The organism is Ferruginibacter profundus (assembly GCF_054783275.1).
This window is the reverse complement of the sequence record NZ_BAAGQW010000001.1, coordinates 516,236-533,759: the sequence shown is the minus strand read 5'-3', so window position 1 is coordinate 533,759 and position 17,524 is coordinate 516,236. Positions and strand designations below refer to the sequence as shown.

Genomic DNA, 17,524 nt, shown 5'->3' with positions numbered 1-17,524 from the left:
TTTATTTGATCATTAGTGAATAAGTCTTTCCCGGTATGGTCGGAATATCATACAGCAATGTTTTTTTCAGGTCTGGTGCAGCAAGCACTGCTTTTGAAGAGATCACTGCATCTTTGGTTGCCGCTACCTGGTAAAATGGATTATTGTTTTCGCCATCAGCTGGCCTTAATTGTCCGTTTGCTAATACCAGTTCATTGGGAACCCTCAACCGCAGGTTACCACCAATAAGTGAACGGATAATTACTTTAACCAGTTTGCCCTCTTTCCATTTCACCAGTACAATTTCAAAACCGCCTTTTGCTTTAAGTCCCGAAACAGATCCGCCTTCCTGCCATGCATCCGGTAAAGCAGGCAACAAATGAACCGCACCGTCAGAACTTTGCATCAGCATTTCAGCTATGCCCGACGTGCAACCAAAGTTGCCATCGATCTGGAATGGCGGATGGGCATCAAAAAGATTATTGTAAGTGCCGCCTCCGCCGGGATTGACGCCTAATGGCGTGAGTTGATGCTGAATTAATTTATAGGCATGATTACCATCCTGCATTCTTGCCCACCAGTTTACCTTCCAGCCCATACTCCACCCGGTAGAAACATCGCCACGTTGCAACAGTGTGTTTTTTGCAGCATTAAATAATGCCGGCGTACGATAGGCAGATATTTGATTGGATGGGAATAATCCATACAAATGAGAAATATGCCGGTGGTTATCTTTCGGGTCGTCAATATCGTCTAACCATTCCTGTAACTGGCCATACTGCCCGATATACATGGGCGCAAGGCGGCTGCGCATTTGCTCAAGTGTATCCATAAAAGCCGCATCCTGTTTTAAGATGGCTGCTGCGTTTATTGTTGCAGTAAAAACATCAAATACAATCTGATTGCTCATGGTAGTACCTACATCCAGCGAAGAACCCTGGTGTGCTGCAGGCGCATTTTCAGGAGATTCATCAGGATTGATCACCAGCCAGTGATTAACGGGATGCTCTACCAAAAAATCAACATAAAAAGTTGCAGCACCTTTTAAAACAGGATACACTGTGGCCAGGAATTTTTTATCGCCGGTGTATAAATAATGCTCCCACAGATGCTGGCTCGTCCATCCGCCGCCCTGGTTCCATAATCCCCAGAATGCGCCGTCCACCGCACCGGTAGCACGCCAGATATCGGTATTATGATGTGCCATCCATCCCCTTGCACCATACATATCTTTTGCAGTTTGCATTCCTGCAATGGATAATTCTTTCACCATTTGTAAAAACGGTTCATGCAATTCGGAAAGATTTGTTTTTTCTGCCGGCCAGTAATTCATTTCGGCGTTGATGTTGATCGTGTATTTGCTGTCCCATGCCGGACGTAGTTTATTATTCCAGATGCCCTGCAGGTTTGCAGGCTGCCCGCCCGGTTGCGAAGAAGAGATGAGTAAGTAACGGCCAAATTGAAAATACAGGGCAGCAAACTGCGGATCGTTAGCAGTATGAAAATTTTTCAGCCGCTCGTTTGTGGGTAATTGTTCAGCGCCAGTACTGCCCAGGTCAAGTTTTACCCGGTTAAAATATTTTTGATACGCAGCAACATGCACCTTTAAAATTTCAGCAAATGATTTTGCCCTTGCTTTTATAATATATGACGCGGCCCTTTCATTCTCATTGCCGCTTACATCCCGGTAGTTATTAAAGCTGGTGGCAATGGAAATATAAATGGTTACTTCGCTGGCATTTTTTACAACCACTGCAGTATCGGTAGCACTTACCGATCCGCCATTGGTTTTAAAATCCACAATACCCTTATAACGCACCATTCCCTTCACGCCTTCATGATCGATAGTAGTGGCGGCAAAAGTCAATTGTTTGGATGCTACTGTTTTTACTTCCACCTTTGGTTGCGGGGAAGAATAATAAGCAGTAAATGAAATACTGTTGGGTTTACTGGCGGTTAAGTGCATCACCACCACCCTGTCGGGAAATGAAGCAATGGCTTCCCGTGTATACGTCACATCACCAACGGTGTAACTTGTTTTGGTTACCGCTCTTTCAATATCCAGTTCCCTGTAGTAGTTGCTGAAATTTTCCTGCCCCGGAAAGAATAAATGAATTTCACCGGCAGGCTCAAACATCTGGCCATGAGATTTTTTGCTGATGATAACCCTGTTCGCCAGTTGCTCTGCCTGTTTTTGTTTTCCGTCCAGGATCAGTTTCCTGATCTCAGAGAGAGAATCCAATGCCAATGGGTTATCGTTGCGGTTAGGGCCGCCACTCCATAAAGTGTGCTCGTTCAACTGTATCGTCTCTGTGTCAACGTTACCATAGATCATAGCTCCTGATCGGCCGTTGCCGATGGGCAATGCATTTTCCCAAATTTTTCCCGACGGTTGGTTATACCATAATTTTAATGCAGCGCTATTTTGAGCACAAGCAACATTTAATAAGGCTGTTGTTAAAAGCACCAATACCGAACAATTTATTTTTAATTTCATACTTACTGGATCTTTTTGATCTGCTTAATTATTTCGTTTTAACTCTTATTACGGTTAAAGACATTGGCTGGCACTGAAAGGCAAAATGCTTTCCTGCTTTAAACGCTGTGGTTACAGGCATTACAGTACTTCCATTTTGAATACTATTTTCCGCATCAGGTTTTCCGGTAAGTATAGTTTGTTCGGCAACAGGATCAATTTTCTTAAACCCTGAAAGATCGATTGTCATTACCTTCGCCGCATTGCCAAAATTCACCAGCTTAAGCACCACATCTCCTGTCTGGCTGTCCTGCACACACGAGGCTGCAAGGGTTGTATCAGCATTGTCTTTTGAAATAACATTGCTGAAATACACATCACCTGCATTGGCTGCAAACATTTTTTGCACGTAATAATTTGGTGTGGGAGAAACTTTTACATTGTCGAAGAAGATCATGTCGGTTTTCCATTGTGTAAAATTATTTTTTGCAAACAATGGTGCATAAGAAGACAGCCTTACCACATCACCATTGCGTTCCAGTGCGGTCATATAGGCTGCTTCGGCAATGGCATTACGCAACTTGTTTCCCCATGATGCATATTCGCCCAGGTAAACCTCAGTAGCATTTCGTTTATAGGCATCGTACCTGCTTTGATTGCCCATAAACCATTCGGGGCTGGTGTAATAGTGTTCATCTACAACCGGTACTTTAAGATTATCTGCCAGCTTCCAGCCTTTTTCAAAATCGTCCCCACTGTGGAAAGGCCCAACGGTTCCTATGACTGTAATTTCAGGATGTTTTTCTTTCACCGCTTTGTAGATCATGGTAAAACGTTCTTCAAACTCCGGTGTTATTTTATCTTCATTGCCAATACCAATATATTGTAAGTTAAACGGTGCAGGATGCCCTGCTGCTGCACGTTTGGCTCCCCATACAGAAGTAGCCGGTCCGTTCGCCCATTCTATAAGATCGATCACTTCCCGGATATAGTCCTGCATTTCATTCATAGGCAACGCCTTTTGCCCGGTACCGCCCACACGCCAGGTACCACCGCTATTCTGGCAACTAACGGCAGCGGGTAGTACCGGTAATGGTTTAGCACCTATATCTTCACAAAACTGAAAGTATTCATAGTAACCCAGGCCCGCCGTTTGGTGATAGCCCCAGATATTTCGTTGCTCTACCCGCTCTTCAATGGGGCCGATAGTATTCTTCCAGCGGTACATGTTGCCCAAACCATCACCATGCGACAGGCAGCCGCCGGGGAAGCGAATGAATTTTGGTTTCATATCTGCCAGCAGTTGCGCAAGATCGGCACGAAGCCCGTTGGTTCTGTTCTTAAAAGTATGTTCCGGAAAAAGCGATATTACATCTACTGCAAACTTACCTGGTGTTGTGGCCAGTACCACCAGTGAAGCGGTATCAAAACCGGCGGTTGCTGTTAAGGTAGTGGAATATTTTTGCCAGTCAGCCGAAGCAACAGCAAGCACATTTTCTGCCAATACCTGCCCTTTTGTATTTTGCAGGGTAATCGTTAACGTTATCGGTGTGCCGGAAAGTTTTTTGGCAAATAAGGACAGGTTATACCTTTCGCCGCTCCGTACCACTATTCCTGCAAAGCCTGTATTTTTTATTCCCACACCCGAAGGCCCTGTATATTTTTCTTCTTTACCTATATGCTCTGCATTCAGTACAATATAATGCGGGTTATTGCTGTTGATGGGAGCAGCAGTTTCAACACTGATGCTGCCGTAGGAATAACCCGGGGTAATATATTCCCAATACGACAACGGGTTCCATTCTTTTTTTTCGGAAGGGCTGTATTCAAATGAACGGTTTTGTATTTGTTCCGCATACAATCCTCCGTCAGCTGCATAGTTGATGTCTTCAAAAAATAATCCAAAAAGATCAGGACTGATTTTTTTACTGTTTTTTGAGTTTGCTGGCTGTATTGTTTGAGATCGTACTGACACCGCTGCTAAACAGCCTATTAAAACCGGTATAAAAAATAATTTCGTTTTCATACACCTCAGCCTATTTGATTGTTGTTTGTTCCGTTTCATTTTTTGTACCTGTTTTTGTGTTCTATAATACTCTTATATAAAATGATTTTACATCCACAGCAGTCTGGTTATGATAATGACAAAGCTGAAAACCAACACTACCTTCCAGGAAACCGGCATCATGAATGATATCAATTGTTTTTACGCCATTAAGCCATGCCTGTATATGGTGGCCTCGAACAACAATGTAATAATGATTCCAGTCATTCTGGTGAACGAGTTTTTTTACCAATGCACCAGGATATTGCTGCACCATATTGCCCCGCCGTTCTTCCCATAGTGAACCCCAATATCCTTTGCCCATGTCTGCCTGGTAGCCCGGGGCATTATCAAAATCGGTTGGATTAATGCGTACGCATACACCCGAATTGGCATTGGAGTCACCAATCATTCTTATCATCACATTCAATTCAAAATCTTTGTAGCTTTTTTTGGTATAACAATAATGATGTAATTTTTCTTTTCCCATTTCGCCATGAAAAGAGCTATCGGTAAAATGCCAGTATGCATTTTCAAAATTCCAGTCTCCAGGGAATTGCAGCAGGTTTACCCAACCTTTACCGGTTGGTTTGTTATGTTGCATTTTACCAGCCTTTGGCAGTGTTTTTTTCAGTACTGTTGTATCTACCTGCGCCGTGGCGCTGCAGTGAATGAATAAAAAGAATACCGCAACTGCAAAGAGCGTTGCCCTGCCGGCTTCCTTTTTACCTGGTTGGAATAATAACATACTCAATTGACAGGTTTATGATTTTAATAATCAACGTTTGCTAAACCAGTTTTTATAAGCAGCGCTGCACAGGTCTTTTCCTGTGAAAAAAAATACCACAATTCATTTTGTGACCAGCTGCTTGTACCTGGAATTACGATTTGGTATACACTGCTTTTATGGTACTTTCTCCTCGTGGTGAAGAAGAGTTGGTAACTATTGAAAGCCATCCATCTTTTGTCAATGTCCAGTTTTCAGTTGATTTGATTTCAAAAGATTGTCCGTCTCTTTCCAAAACCATGTTACTGCTGATCGTTAGTGTTTTTCCATCGTCAGACCATTTTGCCGTTGATTTTCTTTTGGCACCACCAAAGCCTTCAGATTCGGCCACTTTACCGTCATAGGTTACTGTAAGGGTTGTGGTAATTGGATCGCCGCCGTTAAATCCGGGAGTTGTCCTGGTAATGGTGATGGCATCATCTTTTTGATCTGCTTTAACGGAACGGGCAGCCCTGCCACCAAATTCACCTAATTCACTTTTTGTTTCATCCAGTTTCCACTCCCCAGAGAAACTGGCCCGTTGTGCATTTACAGATAACGTACTACATACTGTCATTGAAAGCACAAGCAGCATAAAACGGAATTTACCTGAAAAATTAATCATAGATTTTATAGTTTAAATGGTTAAAAACAAAGCATGAATACTGTTACTGATTTTAATACTGAATTATTTGTTCTGTCCACGTTGGCCCTTTGATATAAAACATGCCCTCTTTATAATACACCGGTTCAATACCCATTTGCGGACCTTTTTCCCAGGGTTCAAATGTCTGGCTGTAAGGGTAAGGCCTTTTTTCGTACATAAAATAATGGCAGGAATTCCACAACTGTCCGTCGGGCCCGATGAATAATGCATTGTGGCCTGTTTCCTGGTAAGGGTCTGCTGTGTCAGTAAATTTTAAATTATCATAGCCACCTCCTTTTGCCAACTCCGGCCGGTAACCTTTTTTCCTGGTGCCAAAAATGGGCTCCGGTGAAGCCAGTTCCCACGGGCCAAGTGGTGACCTGGATTTTAGTAAGCCCACTTCATAACCACGTGTCCAGGTAGAGAAGAACATAAAATAAGTGCCTTCTTTTTTTATTACGAAAGGCCCTTCAATTCCACCCACCATCCATTCGGGCCAGCCCGGTTGTTTTTTATCTAAAAACTTTTGAATGGGCGTGGTAAGCCTGCCGCTGCCCAGATCAATTTTTGCCTGGAACAATCCGTTGCCACTGCAATAGAGATAAGTCTGCCCGTCTTCATCTTCAAACAACGTGGCATCGTTATTATACTGCGGTGTTAACGGGCCATTCACCAGTTTGTACGGACCTGTTACACTGTCTGCTGCAAACAGCCATACACTGTGGGTCTTCATTCCCTTTGGATCTTCGGCAGTTACCTTACCACTGTTAACGGTGAGGTAGTATTTATTTTTGATAAAATGAATTTCGGGTGCCCAGAACCGTCCGTTATACGGACAATCGGGAGGTAATTTTTTAGCATCGATAATAAAGGAATGCTGGGTCCAGTGCGTAAGGTCATCAGAAACGAGTAGGCGTACACCAGGATTAGGGCCTGTCCACACCGGCTCTGATGTTCCCACACAATACCATTTTTTATCTACTTTAATAATAAAATGGTCACGCATGGAGATCGAAGCATCTCTTGTAACCGGATTGGTGTAACGAAATTCATGTTTTGCAGTTGAAGCAGGTGGTACCCCAAACGGATTGATCTGTGCCAATGCAACCGATGAGATGAGTAAAGCCCCTGCAAGTATTTTTATTTTAGTGATCATTCTTTCAATATTAATCGTTGCTTTTACTATTTCGTAGCAGACGTATATAATACACTGCACCGGCCGTATTGCCCGGCAATGACTGGAATTTTATCCGCACATTACTTTTCCCTTTGATCATTGTACCCGGGATCGGGTATTCCACCTCCTTAAATTGCGACTGGTTCCATTTACCGGTATTATCTTCTGTAATTAATTTTTCATCATCAATGTAGATGTCAAATTTCCTGTTCCCCCATTCGGCGCCCCAGTATTTTACAAGCAGGGATAAACCGGTTTCGTTATTGGTAGAAAGCTGGTAACTGAAATAACCATCGCCACGGGCATCACGCCAGAATGCATCCATGCTATTGCCCGTGTTTGAATTTTGTTTTTGAATAAAGTGGTCCGCTTCCGGCTGCTGCTCCCCGGTTGCAACAAAATCAACTGTACGTTTTTGTAACTGCAGTTGTTGTTTTTCTATAATGGCGATTGAATCAAGATAGGTTTGATAGCCCGTATTACTCAGTGCCATCCAGTACATCATGTACCTGGCATCATGAATTTTAAAGAATGGTTCAAACACTACGTTAACGGGATTGATCATTTTTACTGCGGTTGCAGTAAAGGTTAAAGGTTTGCCTGCTGCAGGTGTAAGTTTGTCAGCAATCGCATTTGGATTGTCTTCAATAATTATGGGTGCTTTATCAACCGGCAGCTTTGCTCCGCCGGCAATATGTGCCCACCTGCCGTCGCCTGCCACCAGGCCTTTCATATCTTCGGTTCCTGTTTTTGCACCCAGTAAAATGGGGCCATGCATAATGGCAATGTAGTTGGATACATTGGGCATAGGTTCAATACTGTTGTGCATGGGTAATAGCACTGTAACCACGTCGCCCTTTTTCCATAACCGTTTAACGGCTATATAAGATGAAGGATGATTGGCGAAAGCAATGGCTTTACCATTCACCATAATTTTTAACGCACCATCTTTTACCCAGGAAGGATAACGGATCATCAATGAAAAAAGTGAACTGCCTTCAGTAATTGTTATACTTGTTTTTTCTTCGTAAGGAAAAAGTGTTTGCTGTTTGAGCTTGATTTTGTTTTCTCTCCAGTTTAATTCAGAAGCCACAAAAAGATTCACATACAACGCATCTTTTTGGTGGGTATAAATAAATTGATTGTACTTACCATGATTTTCCATACCGCTGCCCACGCAACACCACATCCCTTCGTTGGGGGAAGAATATACCCTGTAATGCCGCGGACGTGCCGGTGTAAAATACACATAACCGCCATGCACCGGGTGCTGGGTAGAGAGGATGTGATTATACAAGGTCCTCTCGTAGTAATCTGCATACCTGGCCAATGGGTTAACCCGGAAGAGGTCTTCTGTTAATTTCAGCATATTGTAAGAATTGCAGGACTCCGGCCCTTCCACGTCATTTACAAAATCTGTTGAAGCAGCTATTGTTGGAAAAGATTCCCGGCGGCTGTTGCCACCAAACGCAAGACTTCGGTTACTGGTAACTGTTTGCCAGAAAAAATCTCCGGCTTTTTTATAATTGTCATCGTGGGCCAGCTCGCCAATACGTTCAAAACCCACTGCTTTTGGCACCTGTGTGTTGGCATGTTTGTTATCCAGGTTGTCTTTTTCCGCCTCCATCGCATCTAATAACATCCTGTGCGAAAATCTTTTTGCAGCGATTAAATATTTTTCATCCCGGGTCATTTCGTAAGCATCTGCAAAAATCTCATTCATGCCGCCATGCTCCATATCCAGCATTGCTTGCATTTGTGCATCTGTTAATGAGGCGGTGATATGTATTGCCCAGTCGCAAAATTTTAAAAAGATTTCTTTGGCATCATGGTTACCGGTGTACATCCATGCATCCCGCAGGCCAGCATACATCTTATGTACATTATACCAGGGCACCCATGCAGAGCGGTATGCTGCAAAATCGCCCTGTTGCAATGTGCTCCATATTTTTTTGCCATTGGGTACTGCGCCCACATAACCATTTGCCCAACCCGGGTTATTTATTCCGTTTGCATCCTGGCAGGCTTTTAATTCGCCAAGCATATACGCCAAGCGTTTTTTACAATCCGCATTTCCGGTGGCAGCATAATTCATGGCAAGCGCCGAAAGATAATGCCCACCTACATGCCCGTCCAAACCATCCCAGTTAGAAAATGACTTTGCTTTTTCAGGTAAACCGGCTTCCTTTCTGTACCCAGCCAATAAACGGTCTACATCATATTCCAAAAGCACTTTGATATTAAGATCACGTGCATGCCGAAATGGTCCGTCAAGCAATTGTACATCAGCTAATGGAAATTCGTTATTGTATAATTTATCCTGTGCGTTAGCTGCACAGCAAACAAGTAAAAGGCAAATTACCGATATAGTGCTATTTATTTTTCGCATCTTTTATACATTCGCATTAGGTAATGTCAGCTGCTAACAGTGTTACAGTGCCATCACAGTTAAGCTTCTTTTGTTATTAAAATTTCACAGTCATTTTCTTTCCTGCATAGGTTACCGCCTTATCTGCTTTTTCAAATATGCCATCACCGCCTCCTTTATTAATGTCAACCATCACAATATTAAATTTTCTGCTGTCCGGCATTCCGGGGAAGCTGCCATTTCTATCGTTAATTGTCAGCCATTTCTTTTTATCATCCCAATTAAAAGTAATGGTAGAATAGATACCCTTTTCGTAGTTGTAATTATCATTTTCATCTTCATACAATACAAATTTTCCGTTGGCACCCGGGTAGATGTGTATCTCCAGTTCGTCCCATTTTTTTTCTGCGGCGTATTGCACGGCCGGGCCAATAGGAATGATAGCTCCTGCTTTTACATAAAGCGGTATGATATCAATCGGTGTTTCTTTAAGTATCTTTTTGCCTCCGGTAAATTTCTCTCCTGTCCAGAAATCGATCCAGTTTGTGCCAGCAGGCAAATAGAGTTCTTTTGATTTTGCTGTACTGAAATCTTCCGCCGGCAATGTATCTTTTCCATTTACAACCGGTTTAATATACATGGCTGCAGTAACCGGGCTTACCATAATCGATTGACCAAACATAAACTGGTCATTAATATCCAAAACAGTTTTATCAGCGGCAAAATCCATCATTAATGCACGTAGCATACTGGAATGGTTAGCCGAAACATCCCATGAAGTGGAATAGATATAGGGCAACAGACGGTAACGCAGGTTGATGTATCTTTCAATGGCATCATATGCTTTGTCGCCTTTTTTTCCAAACTGGTAAATTTCACGGGGTGCATCTGCACCATGCGAACGCATCATAGGACAGAAAGTACCAAACTGCAACCAGCGCACATACAACTCCCGGTACTCGGGATCTTCCAGTTTCTTTTTAAAATTCCATAAGAAGAATCCGCCGATATCACTGTTCCAGTAAGGGATTCCGCATAACGAAAAATTTAACCCTGCAGCAATTTGATTTCTTAATGCACTCCAGGATGCGGTAACATCACCCGACCAGGTATTTGCACCATACCGTTGCTGACCTGCAAATGCAGAACGGGTAAGAATAAAGACTCTTTTGTTGGAATCCACAGCACGCTGGTGCGTATATACGCCGCCCACTGTCATTAACGGAAATGCATTACGCACTTTTCGGAATGACCCCATATAGGTTTTGTTATCCAGGTCGGATGGTTTAAAATCAAGATGATCAGGCTCCGATGAATCCATCCACCAGCCATCTATTCCCAGCAAATGCATTTTATTAAGATACTTCCAGTATATATCACGGGCAACGGGGTTGTACGGATCGTATACTCTTACACCAGACGGATAATCACGCCGCGGTGGCCATAATGTAGACCCCGATTGTGGCCAGGTGCTAAAATTCATCAATGCACCAATGCTGTCCAGCTCACGGTATTGTTTTGTTTGAGGGCCAAAAGAATTCCAAATGGAAATGGTGAGGTGTGCATGTAAATTGTGTACATCATTTACCATTTTCTCCGGCCCCGGAAATTCGTCATTTAAAAAGTCCATTGCATTCCATAAATAGTTGCTGCCCCAATATTGCCAGTCTTGTATGATACCATCCAGCGGTACACCCAGCTGCCGATATTTTTTTACCACCTCCACCAACTCCTCCTGGCTTTTATACCGTTCTTTACTCTGAAAAAATCCGTAGGTCCACAATGGAAACATGGGTGCCTGGCCGGTAAGGTTTCTCATGCATCCAATTACGCCATCGGCATTACCACCGTACATAAAATAATAATCTATGCAATCTCCCACATCTGATTTAAAGGACGTACTTTCTGCGTTATCTGAAAAAACAGTGGGAGAATAATTGTCCCAGAACAAGCCGTAGCCTTTTACCGATTGAAAGAACGGAATATAATCATCTGTATTTCCCTGCACCATGGTAAGGGTAAGATTACGTTGCACCATTTTACCTTTCTGTTGCTGGCCCAATCCATAAATGGCTTCTTCTTTAGCTAAAATATAAGCCTGCTCTATGGAAAAGGTATTGCTGCCAGCATCATTAAATGGTTTAAAGAAAGTGCTGTTTTCTTTTTCACTCAGGAGGTTTGTTCCCGCCGTAGTATAAAAACGTATTGTTCCTGAACTAAGGTTACACTGAACAGTTACGCTATCACTTTTTATTGTAACTATGCCTGCTTGTTGCATTACAGTAAAGTCTATTTTTTGTGGTGCTGCAATAACCGAAAGGCTTTTTTTATTAAACGAGCTGCCTTCGGGTGATTTAATTATCCTTACAACAGACGCACTATAATATTTTATTTCAATAGCTGTTTTATTGATGGTTGTTTTTATGCCTGCATCCGTTTTTTGAATACTTTGTGCTATACTATTGCCCCATGTGGCAAATACAAAAAGCGTTACAGCTAAAAATTTCTTCATCATCATAGTAAGGTTATTTTATCGAAATCATTTTACTCCCGTGTAATATTATTGCGTCTCTTTTATTTTTATTTTTAATAAAGTAAGCATCTGTTCTGCATATCGCTTTCCCAGCATCCTGTACCCTGCTGCTGTAAAATGTAAGTTATCTGCAGCATCCGGGCAACCCGCTGATGAAATTACGTAAGCGTTCTTAATCATTTGCGGTAATGTTGCAATGATCTTGTTCATGCCTGCACAAATACCTCCCTGGTCTGCATTCACTGTTTCGCCTGCCAGCAGCGGAACTTTTTTTGCTTTAAGATGCAGGTCTTTTAATAAATGATCATATACTGTTTTTACTTTTTTGGTCCACAGAGAATCATTGGGATTTGATTCGCCCTGGTGTAACAATATACCTTTGATCACTCCATCTTTCTGTGCAATTTTTGCCAGCTCCACCAATCTTGCATAAGGGTTACCATCGTATTGGTTGATCATTCCAATCATCCATTGCGGTGCTTTGCTTACATAAGCCTGGTAATTGTCTTTATCAAACAATTCAATTTTACAACCACCTACCGCTACATTTATAATACCCACTCTTACATCTTTGGGCAAATTGGCCACCATTGTTCTGCCAAAATAATCCGCAGGAGTAAGCCCGGTTTTGCAACGGCTTAATGGCGGTACTGCTGTATACCAATTGCCCTTGATACGCTTCAGATCAGGGCAATCCACCGCTTCCAAAACCCGGAAACGAGGATCAACATTTACGGTGTCCTGTGGTTCAATTCTTGCATTGCCTTCCATATTGGATTGCCCAAAACAAAGGAAGATGTAGAATTTTTTATCCTGTGCCGAAGACATTACGCAAGGCAGCAACAGGCTTAGTGTGATGATGATTGATTTCAATTTCATTACCGGGATTTTATTTTACAAAAAAGTCAGTTGTTGTTGCCGAATCTCTATAGAATGGTAACCTTTATCATTTTCAGATCTTTTGCAGCTGAGCTGTTACCATACCACAATTCGTATTCACCGGGAGTTGTATCCATTTTTAAAGTCTTACTATTATAAAATTCAAAAGCAGATGGTTTCAGATCAATTACTGCATTACTTGTTTTACCGGCCGCCACTGCTGTTCTTTTAAATCCTCTTAATGTTTTTATCGGCCCGTTAACATCATTTACTTTTTTTACATACACCTGCACAATTTCTGTTCCGTTTCTTTTACCGGTATTGATAACAGGAATGATAATGGTAAGATTTTCATCTTTTGAAATTTGTGTTTTATTCAATTGTGCCACCCCAATAGAAAACCTAGTGTAGCTTAAGCCATATCCGAATTGAAAAAGCGGGTCCGCAGTCATATACCGGTATGTTCTCCCCTTCATGGAATAATCTTCAAAACCCGGTAACTGTGTAGTGTCTTTGTAAAAGGTTACAGGCAATTTTCCGGAAGGATTGTAATCGCCAAACAACACATCTGCCACTGCCTGCCCTCCAGACTCTCCACCATACCAGGCCTGCAATATGGCATCACAACTTTCAGTTTCGGGTACCATGCCAATGGCAGAGCCGGAGCAGTTTACAAAAATCACTTTTTTACCTGCCGCTTTTAATGCCTTTAAACAATTACGTTGCACTGCGGGCAATTGTATGTCGGTACGGTCGCCGCCCTTGAATCCCGGAAAGTTAACCGGCATCTCTTCACCTTCTAACAAAGTTGATAGGCCACCAACAAATATTACCTCATCAATACCTTTGAGGTTATTGATAAGACCAGAGAAATCAATGTCCAGTTCTTTACCAAAATCAAATTCAAGATTGGCCTGCCAGTTATTTAATTGTGCATACCTGATCTCGACCTGGTAAGTTTTGTCTTTTTCTACATTGTATGCAATGCGTGATGGCAACGTGCGCCAGTTGTTATAACGGGCAAGCGATCTTCCATTGACAAACAACTCAAAGTATCCTGTTGCACCTGCTTTAAATACGATCTCTTCAGTTTCCGGCGCAGTAAATTCAGTTTCGTAAATGGCTGAAAAACCTACCAGGTTAACGCCTGAGGCAAATTCATGGTCACCTGCAGTGGTAATCTTAAATGGATCGGTAATTTGATTTGTCGCCACCACATCACCGGTGCGCTCCCTGTTATTCCAGTACGTTGCTTTAAATCCTTTTTTACCTGACGCTGTTGTTTTAGAAAAATAACTTTGCGTTACTTTATTTTCTACCGCATCGCAGGCTTTATCATACACAACACCAGTTGCTGAAAGTTTTGATTTAATACCATTGAGAATAGAAATGGTTCTTACCGGCTTGCCATTATAATTGCCCCATAGCATGGGTTCATTATCTGCATTGGGGCCAATAACCGCAATTTTTTTTGCTGATTTTTTTAAAGGAAGTGTATTATATTTATTTTGTAACAATGTCATGGATTCCAACGCCATATCCAATGCCAGTTTCCGGTGTTCATCATTGTTTACTATTGACATGGGAATATTAGCCCAGGGTACTACGGCATCATCATCAAAATCACCCAGGTCAAAACGCCCCATTAAAACTTTTATCAAATGATTGTCTACTTCTTTTTCGGTGATCAATCCTTTGGCAACTGCTTCGGGTAATTTTTCATAGGCATATCCCTGCCATACGCATTCCACATCGGTGCCCGATATCACTGCTTTAGAGGAAGCATGCACTGCATCAGAAGATGTTTTATGACTGGTAAAGAAATCGGTAACAGCTCCGCAATCAGAAACCACGATATGTTTAAACCCCCAATCGTTCCGCAGAATGGTTTGCAACAAACGGCTGTTACCACAGCAGGGTTCATCATCTAAACGCTGATAGGCACACATCACCTCCCTTACATCTGCATCTTGCACCAAAGATTTAAATGCCGGCAGATAGGTTTCCCACAGATCTCTCGGGTTTACATTATTAAGGTTCAAAGTATGCCTGCTCCATTCAGGCCCTGAATGCACCGCATAGTGTTTGGCACACGCCAGCAGCTTTCGGTATTTTGCATCAGGCGGCCCCTGCAAACCCTTTACTACGGATACCCCCATACGTGAGGTGAGGTAAGGATCTTCACCATAGGTTTCCTGACCACGACCCCAACGGGGGTCTCTGAAAATATTTACGTTAGGCGTCCAGACCGACAAACTGAGAAACCGGCGGTTCTCTTTTCCGCTTCGCAACGCATCATGGTATTTGGCCCTTACTTCATCAGAAGTAGCGTTGAAAATTTTAAACAATAATGAATCGTCGAATGAAGCTGCCATACCCACGGGCTCAGGAAAAACTGTCACGTTATCATTATTGGCAAGCCCATGCAATGCCTCACTCCACCAGTTGAATTTTTTTATACCCAGCCTGGGTATTGCAGGCGACTGATCGAACATCAGCGACGCTTTTTCCCCGAGCGTTAATCGAGATAACAAATCCTTTGCTCTTTCTTCTGTACTTAATGCGGTATTTTGATAAGGTAATTGCGCTTTTAAATTTATTACCGCACAACTAACTACAATAAAAAGCATTACTTTATTTATCAACGAACTTTTCATTTTGTGTTATTTTATTCATCATACACTCTTCTATACCGGAGTCCCGAAACTTCCCGGAATTTATTTAAACAACACCTGTGCAAAATTGTACAGGTTATTTCTCCATACCGGCCAGGTATGCCCTCCCGGGTATTCGCTGTAGGTGTACCTGATTTTTATTTCATCCAGTTTACCCAACATGATCTGGCCATTCTTCCAGGCAATATCATCTTTGCCACCTTCTGATATCCACAATGATTTTAAATTACTGTTCACCATTGCCGCATTATCTTTTAAAAAAGCATATTGTTTATCGCTGATGCTGTTCATCATAGGTACTATCCAGCCCGAACTGAATACACCCAGGTAGGCAAACTTATCCGTGTTATTAAGACCGGTATAAAGTGTATGCATACCGCCGAGTGATAAGCCAGCCATTGCACGGTTAGCCCCACCGGTTAGTACACGGTAATTTTTTTCAACAAATGGTACCAGGGCCTCCTTCATCTCTCTTTCAAATAACTTCAGCGAACTTTCAATGCCACCTGCGCTGAAGCCTCCTGCGCCAATGTTTGCATCAGGCATCACGACCAGCATGGGTTTTGCATTGCCCGCTGCAATGAGATTATCCAGTATCAGGTCTGTTTTTCCCTGTGTGGCCCAACCGGTTTCATCTTCGCCACCACCGTGTAAAATGTATAACACCGGGTAGTTCATATTAACTGCAGAGTCGTAACCCGGTGGTGTGTAGATATAAAATTGCCTCCACGAATTGGTAACTTTAGAAAAATATCTTTTAATGCGGATATCCCCATGCGCAACATTGCGCAGGGCATAGTAGGCGCCGCCGCTGAAAGGAATTTCGATACCGCTTGCCATACGACCCATACCATAAAATGATTGACTTGCAGGATCAGCTACCGCTACTCCATCTATCAATAAAGAATAATAATGAAAACCTTCGCTGACAGAATCGGTAGTTACTTTCCAATAGCCATCGTCATCTTTAACCAGGTCGTATTTTTTGCCAAGGTCAATTTGTACTTTTTTGGCGTCAGGTGCTTTAATATTAAAAATAACACGACTGTCGGTTGTTATTTGCGGGTAAGCCGCATTACGGATGTTGGATGGCGCCGGCGCTCCGGCAACAGGATATTTTGAAAATGTTGATTGGTCAACCGGTTTAAAGATCAATTGAGAGAACATGAACAACCCGTTTTTCCAAACTTTAAAATCATGCACACCCGGTTCTATAAAATAAATATGCGGTACATCATGCACTATTAAATATTCATGTAACCTTTTGCTAAAAGAGAGGAGACCATCACTGGCGCCGCAAGACATCCACAGCAATTTTATTTTTGCTTTGGCTGCAGTAATATCGGGTACCAGTTCCTGTGGTGTTTTGGTATTGGGCGCAGAAGAAAAGCCTCCTATCCATGCAAACTTATCCAGGTTGCCTAAACCAAAATTCAATGACTGCCCGCCACCCATTGATAATCCTGCAATGGCACGGTGTTCCCTGTCTGCAAGCACCGGGTATTTTTTTTCAATAAAAGGGATAAGATCGTTCAACAGGTCTTTTTCAAAATTGGCAAAGGCCTGTACTTTATCCGGCGCCATGATATTCCCAGTTGTCCTGTCATCTTTCATGGCCCTGCCATTGGGCATCACTACTATCATGGGTTCAATTTTACCATCCGCATATAAATTATCCAGTATCACTTCGGGGTGGCCTCCATTAAACCATTCTTTTTCGTCACCGCCAATACCGTGCAGTAAATATAATACCGGGTATTTTTTTGTTTTAGAAAATCCCGGCGGCGTATAGATCAATGACTTTCGTTTTGTTCCAACTGTTGTTGAAGTATAAGTGACGGTATCTATAATACCATGAGTAATACTATTACGCACTGTATCAAAACCCATACCTGCAGGTTTTACCTGTGCCGATGCTATAAATGCAATTCCGGTAATAAGTACTGTAAATAAAATAGATCTTTTCATATTTGCCGTTTGA

General features: G+C 42.4%; 10 protein-coding genes. All 10 read right to left on the bottom strand.

Annotated elements, in window-relative coordinates; all coding sequences use genetic code 11:
• Position 1 precedes the first annotated feature (1 nt).
• Positions 2–2,476, bottom strand: coding sequence for a glycoside hydrolase family 95 protein (locus ACYVM0_RS02055; protein ID WP_460551711.1), 2,475 nt, complete (start codon positions 2,474–2,476; stop codon positions 2–4).
• Positions 2,477–2,504: 28 nt separating this feature from the next.
• Positions 2,505–4,481: an alpha-L-arabinofuranosidase C-terminal domain-containing protein gene (locus ACYVM0_RS02050; RefSeq protein ID WP_460551709.1), complete on the bottom strand. Its 1,977-nt coding sequence runs from the start codon at positions 4,479–4,481 to the stop codon at positions 2,505–2,507.
• A 61-nt stretch (positions 4,482–4,542) separates the two neighbouring features.
• Positions 4,543–5,247 carry a 3-keto-disaccharide hydrolase gene (locus tag ACYVM0_RS02045; RefSeq protein WP_460551707.1) on the bottom strand — a complete coding sequence of 235 codons (705 nt, stop codon included), beginning with the start codon at positions 5,245–5,247 and terminating at the stop codon, positions 4,543–4,545.
• 133 nt (positions 5,248–5,380) lie between these two features.
• Positions 5,381–5,890 carry a hypothetical protein gene (locus ACYVM0_RS02040; protein WP_460551704.1) on the bottom strand — a complete coding sequence of 170 codons (510 nt, stop codon included), beginning with the start codon at positions 5,888–5,890 and terminating at the stop codon, positions 5,381–5,383.
• Positions 5,891–5,942: 52 nt separating this feature from the next.
• Positions 5,943–7,067, bottom strand: coding sequence for a glycoside hydrolase family 43 protein (locus tag ACYVM0_RS02035; protein ID WP_460551702.1), 1,125 nt, complete (start codon positions 7,065–7,067; stop codon positions 5,943–5,945).
• Between the two features lie 10 nt (positions 7,068–7,077).
• Positions 7,078–9,477 carry a glycoside hydrolase family 127 protein gene (locus tag ACYVM0_RS02030; RefSeq protein WP_460551699.1) on the bottom strand — a complete coding sequence of 800 codons (2,400 nt, stop codon included), beginning with the start codon at positions 9,475–9,477 and terminating at the stop codon, positions 7,078–7,080.
• Between the two features lie 76 nt (positions 9,478–9,553).
• On the bottom strand, positions 9,554–11,974 hold the full coding sequence (locus ACYVM0_RS02025) for a glycoside hydrolase family 31 protein (protein ID WP_460551697.1): 2,421 nt from the start codon (positions 11,972–11,974) through the stop codon (positions 9,554–9,556).
• A gap of 42 nt (positions 11,975–12,016) precedes the next feature.
• Positions 12,017–12,868, bottom strand: a complete 852-nt coding sequence (locus ACYVM0_RS02020) for a sialate O-acetylesterase (protein WP_460551694.1) — start codon at positions 12,866–12,868, stop codon at positions 12,017–12,019.
• Positions 12,869–12,915: 47 nt separating this feature from the next.
• Positions 12,916–15,525, bottom strand: a complete 2,610-nt coding sequence (gene xyl3A, locus ACYVM0_RS02015; RefSeq protein ID WP_460551691.1) for a glycoside hydrolase family 3 protein — start codon at positions 15,523–15,525, stop codon at positions 12,916–12,918.
• A gap of 60 nt (positions 15,526–15,585) precedes the next feature.
• Entirely contained in the window at positions 15,586–17,511 is a 1,926-nt protein-coding gene (locus tag ACYVM0_RS02010; protein ID WP_460551688.1) for an alpha/beta hydrolase-fold protein, read from the bottom strand.
• Between the last annotated feature and the right edge of the window lie 13 nt (positions 17,512–17,524).